Origin of the sequence: Streptomyces sp. NPDC057249, from assembly GCF_042669245.1 — a bacterium.
In the GTDB taxonomy this organism is placed as follows: Bacteria; Actinomycetota; Actinomycetes; order Streptomycetales; family Streptomycetaceae; genus Streptomyces.
Map to the genome: position 1 here is coordinate 72,899 of NZ_JBHUXS010000004.1, position 17,365 is coordinate 90,263.

Annotated in this window: 17 protein-coding genes; 11 read left to right on the top strand and 6 right to left on the bottom strand. The window is 72.8% G+C overall.

Annotation, left to right across the window (positions count from 1 at the left end; all coding sequences use genetic code 11):
• Positions 1 to 3: 3 nt before the first annotated feature.
• Positions 4 to 1,398 carry an aldehyde dehydrogenase family protein gene (locus ACFUJY_RS09000; RefSeq protein WP_383296666.1) on the top strand — a complete coding sequence of 465 codons (1,395 nt, stop codon included), beginning with the start codon at positions 4 to 6 and terminating at the stop codon, positions 1,396 to 1,398.
• Positions 1,399 to 1,477: 79 nt separating this feature from the next.
• On the top strand, positions 1,478 to 2,557 hold the full coding sequence (locus tag ACFUJY_RS09005) for a Zn-dependent alcohol dehydrogenase (protein ID WP_383296669.1): 1,080 nt from the start codon (positions 1,478 to 1,480) through the stop codon (positions 2,555 to 2,557).
• On the opposite strand, the gene ACFUJY_RS09010 is transcribed toward ACFUJY_RS09005, so the two are convergent.
• Positions 2,554 to 3,216 carry a TetR/AcrR family transcriptional regulator gene (locus ACFUJY_RS09010; protein WP_383296672.1) on the bottom strand — a complete coding sequence of 221 codons (663 nt, stop codon included), beginning with the start codon at positions 3,214 to 3,216 and terminating at the stop codon, positions 2,554 to 2,556. The genes ACFUJY_RS09005 and ACFUJY_RS09010 overlap by 4 nt on opposite strands.
• A gap of 65 nt (positions 3,217 to 3,281) precedes the next feature.
• Here ACFUJY_RS09010 and ACFUJY_RS09015 point away from each other — a divergent pair, with 65 nt between their 5' ends.
• From ACFUJY_RS09015 to ACFUJY_RS09025, 3 genes are all read left to right on the top strand, one after another.
• Positions 3,282 to 4,433: an acyl-CoA dehydrogenase family protein gene (locus ACFUJY_RS09015; protein ID WP_383296675.1), complete on the top strand. Its 1,152-nt coding sequence runs from the start codon at positions 3,282 to 3,284 to the stop codon at positions 4,431 to 4,433.
• Between the two features lie 58 nt (positions 4,434 to 4,491).
• The gene (locus ACFUJY_RS09020; protein ID WP_164398473.1) at positions 4,492 to 4,782 is read left to right on the top strand and encodes a YiaA/YiaB family inner membrane protein; all 291 of its coding nucleotides are present in this window, start codon (positions 4,492 to 4,494) and stop codon (positions 4,780 to 4,782) included.
• Between the two features lie 85 nt (positions 4,783 to 4,867).
• Entirely contained in the window at positions 4,868 to 5,491 is a 624-nt protein-coding gene (locus ACFUJY_RS09025) for a TetR/AcrR family transcriptional regulator (RefSeq protein WP_018103660.1), read from the top strand.
• Between the two features lie 64 nt (positions 5,492 to 5,555).
• Here ACFUJY_RS09025 and ACFUJY_RS09030 read toward each other — a convergent pair whose 3' ends face one another.
• Positions 5,556 to 6,017, bottom strand: coding sequence for a MaoC family dehydratase (locus ACFUJY_RS09030; RefSeq protein WP_073968049.1), 462 nt, complete (start codon positions 6,015 to 6,017; stop codon positions 5,556 to 5,558).
• A 132-nt stretch (positions 6,018 to 6,149) separates the two neighbouring features.
• On the opposite strand from ACFUJY_RS09030, the gene soxR reads away from it, so the two are divergent.
• A complete protein-coding gene (gene soxR, locus ACFUJY_RS09035; RefSeq protein WP_383296680.1) occupies positions 6,150 to 6,665 on the top strand; it encodes a redox-sensitive transcriptional activator SoxR in 516 nt (171 codons plus the stop codon).
• A 42-nt stretch (positions 6,666 to 6,707) separates the two neighbouring features.
• Here the strand turns inward: soxR and ACFUJY_RS09040 are convergent, their stop codons facing one another.
• Positions 6,708 to 7,319: a hypothetical protein gene (locus ACFUJY_RS09040; protein ID WP_383296683.1), complete on the bottom strand. Its 612-nt coding sequence runs from the start codon at positions 7,317 to 7,319 to the stop codon at positions 6,708 to 6,710.
• A 229-nt stretch (positions 7,320 to 7,548) separates the two neighbouring features.
• Between ACFUJY_RS09040 and ACFUJY_RS09045 the strand changes: the two genes are divergently transcribed.
• Entirely contained in the window at positions 7,549 to 10,389 is a 2,841-nt protein-coding gene (locus ACFUJY_RS09045) for a penicillin acylase family protein (protein WP_383296686.1), read from the top strand.
• Positions 10,390 to 10,492: 103 nt separating this feature from the next.
• Here the strand turns inward: ACFUJY_RS09045 and ACFUJY_RS09050 are convergent, their stop codons facing one another.
• Positions 10,493 to 11,776, bottom strand: a complete 1,284-nt coding sequence (locus ACFUJY_RS09050) for an exo-beta-N-acetylmuramidase NamZ domain-containing protein (protein ID WP_383296689.1) — start codon at positions 11,774 to 11,776, stop codon at positions 10,493 to 10,495.
• Between the two features lie 184 nt (positions 11,777 to 11,960).
• Between ACFUJY_RS09050 and ACFUJY_RS09055 the strand changes: the two genes are divergently transcribed.
• From ACFUJY_RS09055 to ACFUJY_RS09065, 3 genes are read left to right on the top strand one after another with little or no spacing between them, the layout of a single operon-like run.
• Positions 11,961 to 12,725: an SDR family oxidoreductase gene (locus ACFUJY_RS09055; RefSeq protein ID WP_383296692.1), complete on the top strand. Its 765-nt coding sequence runs from the start codon at positions 11,961 to 11,963 to the stop codon at positions 12,723 to 12,725.
• Positions 12,722 to 14,380, top strand: a complete 1,659-nt coding sequence (locus ACFUJY_RS09060; protein ID WP_383296695.1) for an AMP-binding protein — start codon at positions 12,722 to 12,724, stop codon at positions 14,378 to 14,380. Before ACFUJY_RS09055 ends, ACFUJY_RS09060 begins: the two co-directional genes overlap by 4 nt.
• A gap of 40 nt (positions 14,381 to 14,420) precedes the next feature.
• A complete protein-coding gene (locus ACFUJY_RS09065; protein ID WP_383296698.1) occupies positions 14,421 to 15,014 on the top strand; it encodes a TetR/AcrR family transcriptional regulator in 594 nt (197 codons plus the stop codon).
• On the opposite strand, the gene ACFUJY_RS09070 is transcribed toward ACFUJY_RS09065, so the two are convergent.
• On the bottom strand, positions 15,004 to 15,906 hold the full coding sequence (locus tag ACFUJY_RS09070) for a LysR family transcriptional regulator (RefSeq protein ID WP_383296700.1): 903 nt from the start codon (positions 15,904 to 15,906) through the stop codon (positions 15,004 to 15,006). The genes ACFUJY_RS09065 and ACFUJY_RS09070 overlap by 11 nt on opposite strands.
• A 74-nt stretch (positions 15,907 to 15,980) precedes the next feature.
• On the opposite strand from ACFUJY_RS09070, the gene ACFUJY_RS09075 reads away from it, so the two are divergent.
• Complete coding sequence (locus tag ACFUJY_RS09075) at positions 15,981 to 16,145, top strand: hypothetical protein (RefSeq protein WP_383296703.1); 165 nt, start codon at positions 15,981 to 15,983, stop codon at positions 16,143 to 16,145.
• A 4-nt stretch (positions 16,146 to 16,149) separates the two neighbouring features.
• Here ACFUJY_RS09075 and ACFUJY_RS09080 read toward each other — a convergent pair whose 3' ends face one another.
• A complete protein-coding gene (locus tag ACFUJY_RS09080; protein WP_383296706.1) occupies positions 16,150 to 17,364 on the bottom strand; it encodes an acyl-CoA dehydrogenase family protein in 1,215 nt (404 codons plus the stop codon).
• Position 17,365: the final 1 nt, after the last annotated feature.

Here is a 17,365-nt window from a genome sequence, read left to right on the forward strand (position 1 = left end):
GCGATGAAGGCCCACGACGGTATGTACATCGGCGGCGCATGGCGGCCCGCCGCGGGAACGGACACGATCGCGGTCGTGAACCCGGCGGACGAGCAGGTCATCGGCCACGTCCCGGCCGGCACCGCCGAGGACGTCGACGCGGCGGTGCGCGCCGCCCGCGCCGCCTTCCCCGGCTGGGCCGCCACCCCGCCCGCCGAGCGCGCCGCCCGCATCAGCGCGCTCCGCGACGTGCTGGGCGTCCGCGCGGAGGAGATCGCCGGGACGGTCACCGCCGAGCTGGGCGCCCCGCCCGCGCTCGCCGTGTCCGTGCACGCGGGCCTCCCGGTCCTGGTCGCCGGGACGTACGCCGAGCTCGCCGCCACGTACGCCTTCGAGGAGCGGCACGGCAACTCGACGGTGTACCTGGAGCCCGTGGGCGTCGTCGGCGCGATCACCCCGTGGAACTACCCGCTGCACCAGATCGTCGCCAAGGTCGCCCCCGCGCTGGCCGCCGGCTGCACGGTCGTCCTCAAGCCGGCCGAGGACACCCCGCTCACCGCCCAGCTCTTCGCCGAGGCGGTCGCCGAGGCCGGGCTGCCCGCGGGCGTGTTCAACCTGGTCACCGGCCTCGGCCCGGTCGCCGGCCAGGCCCTCGCCGCGCACGAGGACGTCGACCTCGTCTCCTTCACCGGGTCCACCGCGGTCGGCCGGCAGATCGGTGCCACGGCCGGCGGCGCGGTCAAGCGCGTCGCGCTGGAACTGGGCGGCAAGTCCGCCAACGTGATCCTGCCCGGCGCGGACCTCGCCAAGGCGGTCAACGTGGGCGTCGCCAACGTGATGTCCAACTCCGGCCAGACGTGCAGTGCCTGGACCCGGATGCTGGTCGACGCGGAGCGGTACGAGGAGGCCGTGGCGCTCGCGGCGGCGGCCGTCGCCAAGTACGTGCCCGGGGAGCGGGTCGGCCCGCTCGTCAACGCCAAGCAGCAGGCCCGGGTGCGCGGTTACATCGAGAAGGGCGTCGAGGAGGGCGCCCGCCTCGTCGCCGGCGGCCCCGACGCCCCGCTGCCCACCGGCTACTACGTCCGCCCCACGGTGTTCGCCGACGTCACCCCGGAGATGACGATCGCCCAGGAGGAGATCTTCGGCCCCGTCGTCTCGATCCTGCGGTACGAGGACGAGGACGACGCGCTCCGCATCGCCAACGGCACCGTCTACGGACTGGCGGGCGCCGTCTGGGCGGCCGACGACGAGACGGCCGTGGCCTTCGCCCGCCGGATGGACACCGGACAGGTCGACATCAACGGCGGCCGGTTCAACCCGCTCGCGCCCTTCGGCGGCTACAAGCAGTCCGGCGTCGGCCGCGAACTCGGCGCGCACGGGCTGTCCGAGTACCTCCAGACCAAGTCCCTCCAGTTCTGAGAACCCCGTCCCCGAGAACCCCGTCCCCAAGCCCCGTACGCCCACCGATCGCGCCCGTCGATCAGCAAGGAGCAAGTCCGTGGTCCGCGCCGCCGTACTGCCCGCCGTCGGAGCTCCGCTGGAGATCACCGACATCGTCCTGCCGGAGCCCGGTCCCGGCCGGGTGCGCGTCCGTCTCGCCGCCGCCGGGGTCTGCCACTCCGACCTCTCGCTGTCCAACGGCACGATGAGGGTGCCCGTCCCCGCCGTCCTGGGCCACGAGGGCGCCGGCACCGTCGTCGCGGTCGGCGAGGGCGTCACCCATGTCGCCCCGGGTGACGGGGTCGTCCTCAACTGGGCGCCCTCCTGCGGCAGCTGCCACCACTGCGGGATCGGCGAGGTGTGGCTCTGCGCGGGCGCCCTGGCCGGTGCGGGGAACCTGCACGCCCGCACCGCCGACGGCACCGACCTGCGCCCCGGGCTGAACGTCGCCGCCTTCGCCGAGGAGACCGTCGTCGCCGGGAACTGCGTGCTGCCCGCCCCGGACGGCATCCCGCTCACCGACGCGGCGCTCCTGGGCTGCGCGGTGCTCACCGGCTACGGCGCGGTCCACCACAGCGCCCGGGTCCGCGCGGGGGAGTCCGTGGTGGTGTTCGGCATCGGCGGCGTCGGTCTCGCCGTGCTCCAGTCCGCCAGAATCGCCGGCGCCTCGCAGGTCATCGCGGTGGACGTCTCCCCGGAGAAGGAGGAGCTGGCCCGCCGCGCCGGCGCCACGGACTTCGTCGTCGCCTCGGAGACCACGCCCCGGGACATCCGGGCGCTCACCGGGGGGCAGGGCGCGGACGTGGCCGTCGAGTGCGTGGGGCGGTCGGTCACCATCCGGAGCGCCTGGGAGTCCACCCGGCGGGGCGGCCGCACCACGGTCGTCGGGATCGGCGGCAAGGACCAGCAGGTCACCTTCAACGCCCTGGAGATCTTCCACTGGGGCCGGTCCCTGACGGGCTGCGTCTACGGCAACAGCGACCCGGCCCGCGACCTCCCGGTGCTGGCGGACCACATCCGGGCGGGCCGCTTCGACCTCTCCATGATGGTCACCGAGCGCATCGGCCTGGACGGCATTCCCGCCGCCTTCGACAACATGATCGCGGGCAAGGGCGGCCGGGCCCTGGTCGTCTTCTAACCCCGCACTCCGCGGTGGGCGGGCTCCAGCTGCGCGTACTGCAGTTCGAGCCCGTCCACCAGCGCCCGCAGTCCGGTCTCGAAGGCCCCCTCGTCCACCTGCTGCCGCCGCTCGGCCAGCAGGTGCGCCTGGCCCAGGTGCGGGTAGTCGGCGGGGTCGTACGCCGTCTCGTCGTCCACGAACCCCCGCGCGAAGGAGCCGAGCGCCGAGCCGGTGATGAAGTACCGCATCAGCGCGCCGATGTACGTGGCCTGGGCCGGCGGCCACCCGGCGCGCACCATGGCCCCGAAGACGGCGTCCGCGACCCGCAGGCCGGCCGGGCGGCGCCCGGGCCCCTGCGCCAGCACCGGGACGATGTGCGGATGCGCGGCGAGCGCCGCCCGGTAGGAGACCGCCCAGTCGTGCAGCGCGGCCCGCCAGTCCCGGGCGTCGGACTCCTCGAACATCGACAGGTCGACCTGCGCCGAGACGGCGTCGGCGACCGCGTCCAGGATCTCGTCCTTGTTGCGGAAGTGGTTGTACAGCGAGGGCCCGCTGACCCCCAGCTCGGCCGCCAGCCGACGGGTGGACACCGCGTCGAGCCCTTCGGCGTCCACGAGGGCGCTCGCCGTCTCGACGATGCGTTCTCTGCTCAGGAGGGGCTTGCGCGGGCGGGCCATGCGGCACATAGTAGGCCCTGCGATCAAAAAACTAGCAGTGCTAATTAAAGCGGAGGGTGCGACCGATGAACCTGGAGCTGAGCGAGGAGCAGGAAGCCGTCCGGCAGCTCGCGAAGGACTTCGTCACCCGGGACGTCGCCCCGCACGCGGCCGAGTGGGACCGGTCCGAGAACGTCGACAAGTCGATCGTGAAGAAGCTGGGGGCCCTCGGCTTCCTCGGCCTCACCGTCCCCGAGGAGTACGGCGGCTCGGGCGGTGACCACCTGGCGTACTGCCTGGTGACCGAGGAGCTGGGCCGGGGCGACTCCTCGGTGCGGGGGATCGTCTCGGTCTCCCTCGGCCTGGTCGCCAAGACCGTGGCCGCCTGGGGCGACGAGGAGCAGAAGCGCGCGTGGCTGCCCCGGCTGACCTCGGGCGACGCGGTCGGCTGCTTCGGGCTCACCGAACCCGGCACCGGCTCGGACGCGGGCAGCCTGGCGACCCGGGCCGTGCGGGACGGCGCGGACTACGTGATCAACGGCAGCAAGATGTTCATCACCAACGGCACCTGGGCCGACGTGGTGCTGCTCTTCGCCCGCACCAACGACACCCCCGGTCACAAGGGCGTCTCCGCCTTCCTGGTCCCCGCCGACGCCCCCGGCCTCACCCGCCGCACCATCCACGGCAAGCTCGGCCTACGCGGCCAGGCCACCGCCGAACTGGTCCTGGAGGACGTCCGGGTGCCCGCGAGCGCCCTGCTGGGACCCGAGGGCAAGGGTTTCTCCATCGCCATGTCCGCCCTGGCCAAGGGCCGGATGTCGGTGGCGGCCGGCTGCGTCGGCATCGCCCAGGCGGCCCTGGACGCGGCCGTCGGATACGCGGGCGAACGCGAGCAGTTCGGGAAGCCCATCGCGGGCTACCAGCTCGTCCAGGAACTCATCAGCGACATCTCCGTGGACGTCGAGGCCGCCCGCCTGCTCACCTGGCGGGTCGCCGACCTCGTCGACCGGGGCCAGGACTTCGCCACCGCCGCCTCCCGGGCCAAGCTGTTCGCCTCCGAGGCCGCCGTGCGGGCCGCGAACAACGCCCTCCAGGTCTTCGGCGGCTACGGCTACATCGACGAGTACCCGGTCGGCAAGCTGCTCCGGGACGCCCGCGTGATGACGCTCTACGAGGGCACCAGCCAGATCCAGAAGCTGATCATCGGCCGGGCCCTGACGGGGGTCTCCGCGTTCTGAGTACCGTCTGAGTATCCGGACGGATGTGGCGTGGGTCATGGCCCCGGATGCTGGGCCCATGAGTGAGACGACACCGGTCAAACAGCAGACCACCTCCGCCTACTTCGGGCAGGCCGTCGCGTCCTTCGGGATCGCGATGGCCGCGGTCACCCTCGGGATCTACTTCCTCGACGCCGACGCCTGGGTGCGCGCCTTCCTCGCCATCGGCGTCCTGTACCTGGTCACGTCCTGCTTCACCCTGGCCAAGGTCGTCCGGGACCGGCAGGAGGCGGGGCAGCTGGTCAGCCGGGTCGACCAGGCCCGGCTGGAGAAGATCCTCGCCGAGCACGACCCCTTCCAGAAGCTCTGAGGCCCCACCCCCGGAAGTCGCCCTAAGCGCTTGCTCAGGATCGGGGTATGGTGTGCGTCCTGGTGACTGAGAGGGGCGAGCGACGATGAGCACGGCGCAGGAGACCGACGCCGAGGACCCGCCGTGGGCCGAGGTGACGCCCGAGGCCGCCCGGCGGCTCCTCGTCGCGGCCGTCGACGCCTTCGCCGAGCGCGGGTACCACGCGACCACCACCCGGGACATCGCGGGCCGCGCCGGAATGAGCCCCGCCGCGCTCTACATCCACTACAAGACGAAGGAAGAGCTGCTCCACCGGATCAGCCGGATCGGCCACGACCGGGCCCTGGCCGTACTGGAGGCCGCCGCCGACGGCGACGGCACGGCCGCCGAACGGCTCGCCACCGCCGTCCGCTCCTTCGTCCGCTGGCACGCCGAACGGCACACCACCGCCCGCGTGGTCCAGTACGAACTGGACGCGCTCGGCGAGGAGCACCGCACCGAGATCATCGCGCTGCGCCGCAGGACCGACGCGGTGGTGCGCCGGATCATCGGTGAGGGCGTCGCCTCCGGCGAGTTCGACGTACCGGACGTGCCGGGCACCACGCTCGCGGTGCTGTCGCTCTGCATCGACGTGGCCCGCTGGTTCAACGCGCAGGGCAGCCGGACGCCCGACGAGGTCGCCGAGCTGTACGCCGGGCTGGTGCTGCGGATGGTCGCCGCCGGCCGCTGAGCGCGGTCGCGCCCCCGGCCCCTTCGCGGGGCCGGGGGCGTTCGCGTTCGCGCACGGGCGCGGGTCAGAAGTAGTAGCGCGACACCGACTCGGCGACGCACGCCGGCTTGTCGCCGCCCTCGCGCTCGACCGTCACGACGGCGGTGATCTGCACGCCGCCGCCCGCCTCCTCCACGCTCTTCAGGACGGCCGTCGCGCGCACCCGCGAGCCGACGGGCACGGGGGAGGGGAAGCGGACCTTGTTGGTGCCGTAGTTGATGCCCATCTTCGCGCCCTCGACCGCCATGACCTGCGGGACGAGCACCGGCAGCAGCGACAGCGTCAGATAGCCGTGCGCGATGGTCTTCCCGAACGGTCCGGCCGCCGCCTTCTCCGGGTCCACGTGAATCCACTGGTGGTCGCCGGTGGCGTCGGCGAACAGGTCGATCCGCTTCTGGTCGACCTCCAGCCAGTCGCTGTACCCCAGCTGCTCGCCCACACCGTCCCGCAGTTCCTGCGCGGACTCGAAGACCCTCGGCTCAGCCATGTCCCTGCTCCCTGCCTTCCGCTCTGCCGACCATCCGTCGCGCACTGTCTAAGCGCTTGCTCAGCATCGTGCGCGGTTGCGTTCCTGTCAACGACGGACCGGCGGCGCGGTGCGGCACGTAGGCTTCGAAGGGTGCCCCAGATCCCGCAGACACTTCACGAACTCACTGTCGGCCAGCTCTCCGCGCGCAGCGGCGCCGCCGTGTCGGCCCTGCACTTCTACGAGGCCAAGGGCCTGATCAGCAGTCGCCGCACCAGTGGCAACCAGCGCCGCTACAGCAGGGACGCCCTGCGCCGGGTCGCCTTCGTCCGGGCGGCCCAGCGGGTGGGCATCCCGCTGGCCACCATCCGCGAGGCGCTGGCCGAACTCCCCGAGGAGCGCACCCCGAACCGCGACGACTGGGCGCGGCTCTCGCACACCTGGCGCTCCGAACTCGACGACCGGATCAAGCAGCTGGGCCGGCTCCGCGACCACCTCACCGACTGCATCGGCTGCGGCTGCCTCTCGCTGGAGACCTGCGTCCTGTCCAACCCGGACGACATCAACGGCGAGAAGATCAGCGGCTCGCGCCTGATGCCGGAGCGCAAGGCGGCGGACCGGGCACCGGTGCGCCGGGAGCCGGCGGAGCGCGTCGAGGGCTGCTGCTGACCGGCGGGCGGTGAGCGGCCCGCGCGGCGCGCCGCTCGTCTCTCAGGCCACCGACGCCAGCTCGCCCGCGCGGTCCCGGCGGGCCCGTGCCAGGGCCGCCGGGGTGAGCACGGGCTGCGGCACCACGATCCCGCATCCCGTGCAGACCGGGCCCGACCACGGCTCGCTGTCCAGGTCGTGCCGCCAGGTGATCCTGGTCCTGCCGCACACCGGGCAGCCGGAACCCGGCTCCGCCTCCAGGGCCGAGATCAGCCGGGCCAGCACCTCGGCGAGCGGGGCCGAGGGGTGCACCGCCGGGTCGTCGCAGCGCGCGACGCCGTTGCCGCCCCAGGTGCGCCGGTGCCAGTCGTCGAAGGCGCCGGGCCGCCGCAGCCCCCGGTGCTTCTCCCGCCTGCGGCGCTCCGCGAACCCCGCCTCGTAACCGAGCCAGACCGTGCGGGCCCGCTCCAGCTCGTCCAGCGCCCGCACCAGCCGCACCGGGTCCGGGGCCCGGTCCTCGGGGGCTATGCCGTGCCGTGCGCACAGATGGTCCCAGGTCGCGCGGTGCCCGTAGGGGGCGAAGCGTTCCAGGCACTTGCGCAGCGAGTACCGCCGCAGTGCCAGATCGCTCCTCGGGTCGCGGACCTGTCTCGCCAGACTCCGGAAACCGGCCATTGAGCCGCCACCTCCGTCGCTCGTACTCCGTCGCCCGTACTTCGGCGTCAGGGGATGGACGTACGACTGCCCGGATCGGCTCCATCCAAGGGGTGAAGCGTCCGAAAGATGAGACGCCGCACAGAATCCGGCGCCATGTGGTGATTCGGAAAAGGTGACCGATGTTCACCTTACCGGCCGGTCGTACCGCCAGTAACCTGCCGCGCATCGGCCTCTCGGAGGAGTACGCATGCCCCCACGCACCCGTATGACCGCCCGCACCGGTACCACCAGAGCCGCCGCCCTGGCCGCGGCTCTCGCCCTCGGCACGTCCCTGCTCGCCGCCGCTCCCCACGCGGGCGCCGCCGAGGCGGACCCCGTCCCCGACTACTGCCAGGGGCAGTGCGACGACATCCTGCCGCCCGGCGAGAACGGCAACGCCACCCTGGTGGAGATCCTGGGCAACAAGGCGTTCGGCACCCACCCCGCGCACAGCGACGACCAGCTCGACCGCTACGACGGGCTGGTCGCCGGGCACACCGGGCTCACCGACCAGAAGCTCACCGACTTCTTCAACGACGCCTCGTTCGGCGTCCCGAAGGACCAGGTCGAGTCCGTCACCTCGCCGCGCGACGACGTCACCATCACCCGCGACAAGTCCTCCGGCGTCCCGCACATCAAGGGCACGACGCGCTACGGCACCGAGTTCGGCGCCGGATACGCGGCCGGGCAGGACCGGCTGTGGCTGATGGACCTCTTCCGGCACATCGGGCGCGGCGAACTGACCTCGTTCGCCGGCGGGGCCCTCGCCAACCAGGGCCTGGAGCAGCAGTTCTGGCCGCAGGCCCCGTACACCGAGGCCGATCTGGAGGCCCAGGTCGAGTACATCAGGACCCATGAGGGGGCCAGGGGCGAGCAGGCCATGGCGGACGCGCAGGCGTACGTCGACGGCATCAACGCCTACCGCAAGAAGGCGAAGGACGGCCGCTACTTCCCCGGCGAGTACGTCCTGACCGGCAAGATCGACGCCCTCACGAACATCGGCGAGATCCAGCCGTTCAAGCTGACCGACCTGATCTCCATCGCCTCGGTCGTCGGCGGCCAGTTCGGCGGCGGGGGCGGCGGCGAGGTGCAGGCGGCGCTGTCGCTGCTCGCCGCCCAGCAGAAGTACGGCGTCGCCGAGGGCACGAAGGTCTGGGAGTCGTTCCGCCAGCGCAACGACCCCGAGGCCGTGCTCACCATCCACGACGGCACCTCCTTCCCGTACGCGAACAAGCCCGGCAAGGCCGTCGGCACGGCCCTCCCGGACCCGGGCTCGGTCACCGCCGAACCCCTGATCCACGACCGCACCGGCTCGGCGGGCACCGGCGTGAAGGCCCCCGTCAAGGCACCGGCCACGCTCAGGAAGGCGCAGGGCATCTTCGACGACGGCGTCATCCCGGAGGGCTCGCTGCCCGGGTCCGGCTCCGGTGCCCAGAAGCGCGGGATGTCCAACGCCCTGCTGGTGTCCGGCAAGCACACCGCGAGCGGAAACCCGGTCGCCGTGTTCGGGCCGCAGACCGGCTACTTCGCCCCGCAGCTGATGATGCTCCAGGAGCTCCAGGGCCCCGGCATCAGCGCGCGCGGCGTCTCCTTCGCCGGTGTCGGCATGTACGTCCAGATGGGCCGGGGACAGGACTACGCCTGGAGCGCCACCTCGGCCGGCCAGGACATCACCGACACCTACGCCGTCGACCTCTGCGAGCCCGACGGCTCCACGCCCACCAAGGACTCCACGCACTACCTCTACCGGGGCACCTGCACCGCGATGGAGAAGATGGAGAAGACCAACTCCTGGAAGCCGACCGTCGCCGACTCCACCGCCAAGGGCTCCTACCGGATGCGGGTCTGGCGGACGGACTACGGCATCGTCACGCACCGCGCCACGGTGGCCGGCAAGCCCGTCGCGTACACCACGCTCCGCACCACCTACCGGCACGAGGCCGACTCGATCATCGGCTTCCAGATGCTCAACGACCCGGCGTACGTCACCGACGCCGCGTCCTTCCAGCGGGCGGCGAGCAACATCGACTACGCCTTCAACTGGTTCTACGCCGACTCCCGCACCGCCGCGTACTACAACAGCGGGATGAACCCGGTGCGCGCGCCCGGCGTCGACCCGGCCTTGCCCGTCCGCGCCGAGAAGGCGTACGAGTGGCAGGGGTACGACCCGGCCGCCAACACCGCCTCGTACACCGCCTTCGCCGAGCACCCGCACTCCAGCGGCCAGGACTACTACGTCTCCTGGAACAACAAGCAGGCCGAGGGGTACGCGGCGGCCGGCTTCGGGCTCAGCGCGGTGCACCGGGGCGACCTGCTGGACGACCGGGTGTCGAAGCTGGTCGCCGAGGGCGGCGTGACCCGCGCCTCGCTCACCCGGGCCATGGCGGACGCGGCCCTCACCGACCTGCGCGGCGAGCAGCTGCTGCCCGAGCTGCTGAAGGTCATCCGCTCCCAGCCGGTTACCGACCCGGACCTGAACGCGGTGGTCCAGCAGTTGGACTCCTGGCGCGCGGCGGGCGCCCAGCGCAAGGAGACGAGCCCCGGCTCGCACACGTACGGGCACGCGGACGCGGTCCGGATCATGGACGCGTGGTGGCCCAGGCTGATCGAGGCGGAGTTCCGGCCCGGTCTCGGTGACGGCCTGTACGAGGCGCTCACCGCGAACCTCGCCACCGACGAGTCCCCGGCCGCCAGCCACGGGCCGAGCGGGGCGCACAGCGGTTCGGCCTTCCAGTACGGCTGGTGGGGCTTCGCCGACAAGGACCTGCGCCAGGTGCTCGGTCAGCAGGTCAAGGGCCCGCTGGCCGAGTCGTACTGCGGCGGCGGTGACCTGAGCGCCTGCCGTACGGTGCTGCTCGCCTCGCTCAAGGAGGCGGCGGCGGTCCCGGCGGCGGAGGTCTACCCGGGCGACGACAGCTGCGAGGCCGGGGACCAGTGGTGCACGGACTCGATCATCCACCGCGCACTGGGCGGCATCTCCCAGAAGGCGATCCACTGGCAGAACCGCCCGACGTACCAGCAGGTGGTGGAGTTCCCGAGCCACCGGTGAACCCAGCCCGTCCGGCGCACCCAGCCCGTCCGGCGATTGAGGACGGAACCGGTGCGCCGGGCGGGCCCGCGCACGCATCACCGCACGCGCGGGCCGCGCACACTCACCGATACTGCAGATACCGCTTCCGCACGGCCCGGAACGCCGCGAGGTCGTCCGCCCACGCGCCGACGACCTCGTCCACGTCCGCCCCCGCGTCGATCATCGTCCGCACCCGCGTGTTGCCGGTCAGCTTGTCGATCCAGTTGTCCGACCGCCACGCGAACCCGCTCCACGTCCGCTTCGCGGTGATCAGCAGCGCGATCCCCGTCCGCACCGGGTCGAAGACCTCGCGGTCCTGGACGTGCAGCTGCACCCCGCCCACGGTCTTCCCCTGGAACTTCGAGAACGTCGGCGCGAAGTACGCCTCGCGGAACGCCACCCCGGGCAGGTCGAGCGCGTTGGCGGCGTCCGCCCACGCGTGGTCGACGCCCTCCGCGCCCAGCAGCTCGAACGGGCGCGTCGTGCCGCGCCCCTCGGACAGGTTCGTCCCCTCGAAGAGGCAGGTGCCGGAGTAGACGAGGGCCGTGTCGGGCGTCGGCATGTTCGGGCTCGGCGGCACCCACGGCAGGCCCGTCCCGTCGAAGAAGTCGGAGCGCGACCACCCCGACATCTTCACGGTCTCCAGTTCGGCCGGGCGGTCCTTCAGGAACTCCCCGTTGAACAGCAGCGCCAGCTCGGTCACCGTCATCCCGTGCGCCTGGGAGATCTCCCGGCGCCCCACGAACGTGCCGAACGCCGGATCGAGGACCGGCCCGAGCGCCGCCCGCCCCGACACCGGGTTCGGCCGGTCCAGCACCACGAACCTCTTGCCCGCGAGCGCCGCCGCCTCCATGCAGTCGTACAGCGTCCAGATGTACGTGTAGAAGCGGGCGCCGGCGTCCTGGATGTCGAAGACGACCGTGTCCACGCCCGAAGCGGTGAAGACGTCGGCGAGCGCCTGACCGCTCTTCAGGTACGTGTCGTAGACCGGCAGCCCGGTCGCCGGGTCGTCGTAGCGCCCCTCGGAGCCGCCCGCCTGGGCGGTCCCCCGGAAGCCGTGCTCGGGGCCGAAGACCGCGGTGAGGTCCACCCGGCCGTCCGGGTGCATCACGTCCACGATGTGCCGGACGTCGGACGTGATCCCGGTCGGGTTGGTGACCACCCCGACGCGCTGCCCCTTCAGCAGGGCGTAGCCGTCCGCCGCCAGCCGGTCGAAGCCGGTACGGACCCGCTGCCCGCCGTTCCCGTGCCCGCGGCCCCTGCCGTGCGGCGCCCCGGCAGCCGCGGGGCCGGCCGAGGCGGCCGTGGCCGCGAGGGCTCCCATCGCACCGCCGGCGGTCAGCAAACCACGCCTGGACAGGCTCATTCGGCTACCTCCAAGATCGCGACGAGTGTCATGGTCACGCACGCTAGCGCGCGGACGGGCCCGGGGGAACGTGTCGGACGGGGCCGCCGCGCCGGGAGTGGCCGACGAGACGGCCCGACCCCTTCCCACACGACATACCGACTGGTTAGTCTGCCCGTGCAGTCGGCTGAGAGGTGCGAGAGCGATGAGTACGGTGCAGGGCGCGGGCGTAGTGGTCACCGGGGCCGGAGGCGGCATCGGCGCCGCCCTCGCCCGCAGATTCGCCGCCGAGGGCGCACGGGTCGTCGTCAACGACCTCGACGCGTCCCGGATCGAGGCGCTCGCCGAGGAGATCGGCGCCACCGCCGTCGCCGGGGACGCCTCCCGGATCGTGGACGCCGCCCGGGACGCCCTGGACGGCACCGTCGACGTCTACTGCGCCAACGCGGGCCTCGCCTCGCCGGGCGACCCGCTGGCCGACGAGGAGGTCTGGGCCGCGGCCTGGGACGTCAACGTGATGGCACACGTCCGGGCGGCCCGCGCACTGCTCCCGGACTGGCTGGAGCGCGGCAGCGGCCGGTTCGTCTCCACCGCGTCCGCCGCCGGGCTGCTCACCATGATCGGCGCGGCCCCGTACAGCGTCACCAAGCACGGCGCGGTCGCCTTCGCGGAGTGGCTGTCGCTGACCTACCGGCACCGGGGCGTCAAGGTCCACGCGATCTGCCCGCAGGGCGTGCGCACGGACATGCTCACCGCCGCCGGATCGGCCGGCGAGCTCGTCCTCACCCCCGGCGCCATCGAGCCCGAGGCCGTCGCGGACGCCCTGTTCGACGCCATGGCCGAGGACCGCTTCCTGGTCCTGCCGCACCCCGAGGTCGCCGGCTACTACGAAGCCAGGGCCGCCGACACCGACCGCTGGATCCGCGGCATGAACCGCCTCCAGCGCACCTGGGAGGAGACCGGAGCATGACCGGGTCCATCTACGCGGCGAAGCCCTGGCTCCCGCTGCTCAGCGAGGCCCAGCGGGCCCCCGTCCACCCCGCCGAAACCCTGGTGCACGCCTTCCGCGCGTCGGTGGGCCGCACCCCGGACCACCCGGCGCTCGCCTACTTCGACGGCCGCCTGAGCTACCGCGAGACGGACGGGCTCTCCGACTCCGTGGCCGGCCACCTCGCCGCCCGGGGCCTGGAGCGCGGCGACCGGGTCGCGATCATGCTCCAGAACTCCCCGCAGTTCGTCCTCGCGCTCCTCGGCGCCTGGAAGGCCGGCGCCACCGTCGTCCCGCTCAACCCGATGTACAAGTCCGCCGAGGTGGGCCACGTACTCAAGGACGCCCGGGTGACCGCCCTGATCTGCTCGGACCGGGCCTGGGAGGCGTACCTCCGGGACACCGCCGCGGCCGCGCCCGGCGTCCGGATCGCGCTCACCGCCTGCGAGCTGGACCTCCAGACAAAGAACGACGAGCGGGTCCTCGGCTTCGAGCGGCTGCCCGCCGCCGGGGACGCCGACGACCTGGTCGCCGTCGCCCGCCAGGGCCTCGCCGCCCCCGCCGGCCGGGAGCCCGCCGCCGCCGACACCGCGCTGATCAGCTACACCTCCGGGACCAGCGGCACCCCCAAGGGCGCCATGAACTCCCACGGCAACATCATGGTCAACGCCGAACGCCAGCGCACCGGCCACCCCGTCCCCGAGGGCGCCGCGTACTTCGCACTCGCCCCGCTCTTCCACATCACCGGCATGGTCTGCCAGCTGGCCGCCTGCCTCACCAACGCGGGCACCCTCGTCCTCGCCTACCGCTTCCACCCCGGGGTCGTCCTCGACGCCTTCGCCGAACACCGGCCCGCGTACACCGTCGGGCCCTCCACCGCCTTCATGGCGCTGGCCGCGACCCCCGGCGTGACGCCCGAGCACTTCGCGTCCTTCCGGGTCATCTCCTCCGGCGGCGCGCCGCTGCCGCCCGCGCTCGTGGAGAAGTTCCGGGCGGGCTTCGGCCCGTACATCCGCAACGGCTACGGGCTCACCGAGTGCACCGCCCCCTGCGCCTCCGTGCCCCCGGAGCGCGAGGCCCCCGTCGACCCGGTCTCCGGGACCCTCTCGGTCGGCGTGCCGGGACCGGACACCGTCGTCCGCATCCTGGACGAGAACGGCGCCGAGGTGCCCTTCGGGGAACAGGGCGAGATCGCGGTGCGCGGCCCGCAGGTCGTCTCCGGCTACTGGGGACTGCCCGAGGCCACCGCGGCCGCCTTCCCGGACGGCGAGCTGCGCACCGGCGACATCGGCTTCATGGACCGCGAGGGCTGGCTCTACGTGGTTGACCGCAAGAAGGACATGATCAACGCCTCCGGGTTCAAGGTGTGGCCCCGCGAGGTGGAGGACGTCCTCTACACGCACCCGGCCGTCCGCGAGGCCGCCGTCGTGGGCGTGCCCGACGCCTACCGGGGCGAGACCGTCCGGGCCTACGTCAGCCTGCGTCCGGGCGCGTCCGTGGAGCCGGCGGAGCTGGGCGCGTACTGCAAGGAACGGCTCGCCGCGTACAAGTACCCGCGCGAGGTCGAGATCCTGGCCGAGCTGCCCAAGACGGCAAGTGGGAAGATCCTCAGGCGGGAACTGCGCTCAGCCCGCTAGAAGCAGACAGACGCGTACGCACGGAAGGAAGGCGGCGGCTATGGCCAAGGAGACGGACGGGAGCGGCACCCCCGTCCCCCAGCGACTGCTGGCCGCCGCCACCCGGCTCTTCGCGGAGCAGGGCTACGACCGCACCTCGGTGCAGGAGATCGTGGAGGCGGCCGGCGTCACCAAGGGGGCCCTGTACCACTACTTCGGCTCCAAGGAGGACCTGCTCCAGGAGGTGTACGCCCGGGTGCTGCGCCTCCAGCAGGAGCGGCTCGACGCCTTCGCGAACGCCGAGGCGCCCATCGAGCGGCGGCTGCGCGACGCGGCGGCCGACGTGGTCGTCACCACCATCGAGAACCTGGACGACGCCTCGATCTTCTTCCGCTCCATGCACCACCTGAGCCCGGAGAAGAACAAGCAGGTACGGGGCGAGCGGCGGCGCTACCACGAGCGCTTCCGCGCCCTGGTCGAGGAGGGCCAGCGCAGCGGGGTGTTCTCCACCGCCACCCCGGCGGACCTCATCGTCGACTACCACTTCGGCTCGGTCCACCACCTGTCGACCTGGTACCGCCCGGACGGCCCCCTCACCCCGCAGGAGGTCGCCGACCACCTCGCCGACCTGCTGCTCCGGGCGCTCAGACCGTAACGGCGGCCCCGCCCACGGGCTCCCCGCCGCACAGCTGCCCGAGCAGCGCCTCCGCCGCCGGGTTGCGCGGCCGGGGCGCCCGGCCCACCAGCAGCACCGTCCGGCCCGGCTCCGGCTGCCGGATGGTCACGCACGGCAGCCCCGCGTCCTCACCGATCCGGCGCGGCACGATCGCCACCCCGATGCCCGCCCGGACGAGGTCGACGAGGAGCCGGATCTGCGTGACGTCACAGGTGATCCGGCGCTCCAGACCGCAGTGCGCGGCCAGCCGGCGCACCGCCGTCTCCAGGCCCGTGCCCGCCCGGAAGTCCACGAACGGCTCGTCGGCGAGGTCCTTGATGAGGGTGCGCCCGGCCCTCGCGAGGGGGTGCCCGGGCGCGGTGATCAGCACCAGCTCCTCGTACCAGGTGGCGAACGCGGTGATGCCCTCGGGCAGTTCGGCGGCGTCCGGCGCCAGATACGCGAGGTCCAGCTCCCCGGCGCGCACCGCCGCCACCAGCTCCGGTGTCGTCGCCTCGCGCAGTGAGATCTGCACCCCGGGCCACACCCGGTGGAACGCGGCCAGCTCGGCGGCCAGGTCGACGCAGGTCAGCGTCTGGATCGTGCCGACGCGGACCCGCCCGGTGGCCAGCCCGGACACGGCCGCCACCGCGTCCCGGGCGGCGTCCGTCCCCGCGAGCACCGTCCGCGCGGCGGGCAGCAGCGCCCGGCCCGCCTCGGTGAGGACCACCCGGCGGCCGGTGCGGTCGAAGAGCTCGGCGCCCAGTTCCCGCTCCAGGTTGCGCACGGACGTGCTCAGCGCCGACTGCACGATGAGTTCGGCGCGAGCGGCGGCGGTGAAGCTGCCGTGCGTGATCACCGCCATGAAGTGGCGCAGCTGGCGAATCTCCATGCATCTACGGTAGCGATGGCTCCCAGCGAATCCATCTGTTGGACCGCCTCCCGGGCCGGGGCCAAGCTGGATTCATGGCGCACATCCAGAGCTCCACCCGCATCCCCGCCCTGTGGACCGTGGCCTACGGCCCCCACCGCCCCCGCACGGTCCGCCTCATGGCCCGCACCCTGCTGCGGGTGCGGGCCTTCGCCCGCGAACTGGCGCTGGCCGACCACGTACCGTCCGGGGGGTATTGACGCGCTACAGATACTTCTTGATCTCGCGCCGGGCCAGCGAGCGCTGGTGGACCTCGTCGGGGCCGTCCGCGAGCCGCAGGGTCCGGGCCGAGGCCCACAGCTCGGCCAGCGGGAAGTCCTGGCTCACCCCGCCCGCGCCGTGCAGCTGCACCGCCTGGTCCAGGATGCCGACCACCGCGCGCGGGGTGGCGATCTTGATGGACTGGATCTCGGTGTGCGCGCCCCGGTTGCCGACGGTGTCCATCAGCCAGGCCGTCTTCAGCACCAGCAGCCGCAGCTGCTCGACGGTGACCCGGGCGTCCGCGATCCAGTTCTGCACGACCCCCTGCTGGGCGAGCGGCTTGCCGAAGGCGGTACGCGCGACCGCGCGCCGGCACATCAGCTCGATCGCGCGCTCCGCCATGCCGATGAGCCGCATGCAGTGGTGGATGCGCCCCGGACCCAGCCGGGCCTGGGCGATCGCGAAGCCGCCGCCCTCCTCGCCGATCAGGTTCGCCGCCGGGACGCGCACGTCCTCGAAGACGACCTCCGCGTGGCCGCCGTGCCAGTGGTCCTCGTAGCCGTACACCTGCATGGCGCGCTTCACCGTCAGGCCGGGGGTGTCCCGGGGCACGAGGATCTGCGACTGCTGGCGGCGGATGTCCGCACCGTCCGGGTCCGTCTTGCCCATCACGATGAAGATCTCGCAGTCCGGGTTCATCGCCCCGGAGATGTACCACTTGCGGCCGTTGATGACGTAGTCACCGCCGTCGCGGGTGATCCGGGTCTCGATGTTGGTCGCGTCCGAGGAGGCGACCTCCGGCTCCGTCATCGCGAAGGCCGACCGGATCTCCCCGGCCAGCAGCGGCTCCAGCCAGCGCTTCTTCTGCTCGTCGGTGCCGAACTCGGCCAGCACCTCCATGTTCCCGGTGTCCGGCGCGGCGCAGTTCGTCGCGGTGGGCGCCAGCCGCGGCGAGCGGCCCAGGATCTCCGCCAGCGGCGCGTACTGGAGGTTGCTCAGCCCGGCCCCGTGCTCCGTGCCCGGCAGGAAGAGGTTCCACAGACCCTGCCGGCGGGCCTCCGCCTTCAGGTCCGCCACGATCCGCGGGGTCTGCCACGGCGAGTCCAGCTCGGCGCGCTGTTCGTCCGCGATCCGCTCGGCCGGGTAGACGTGCTCGTCCATGAAGGCGAGGAGCCGGGTGCGCAGCTCCTCGGTACGGGCGTCGAATGCGAAGTCCATG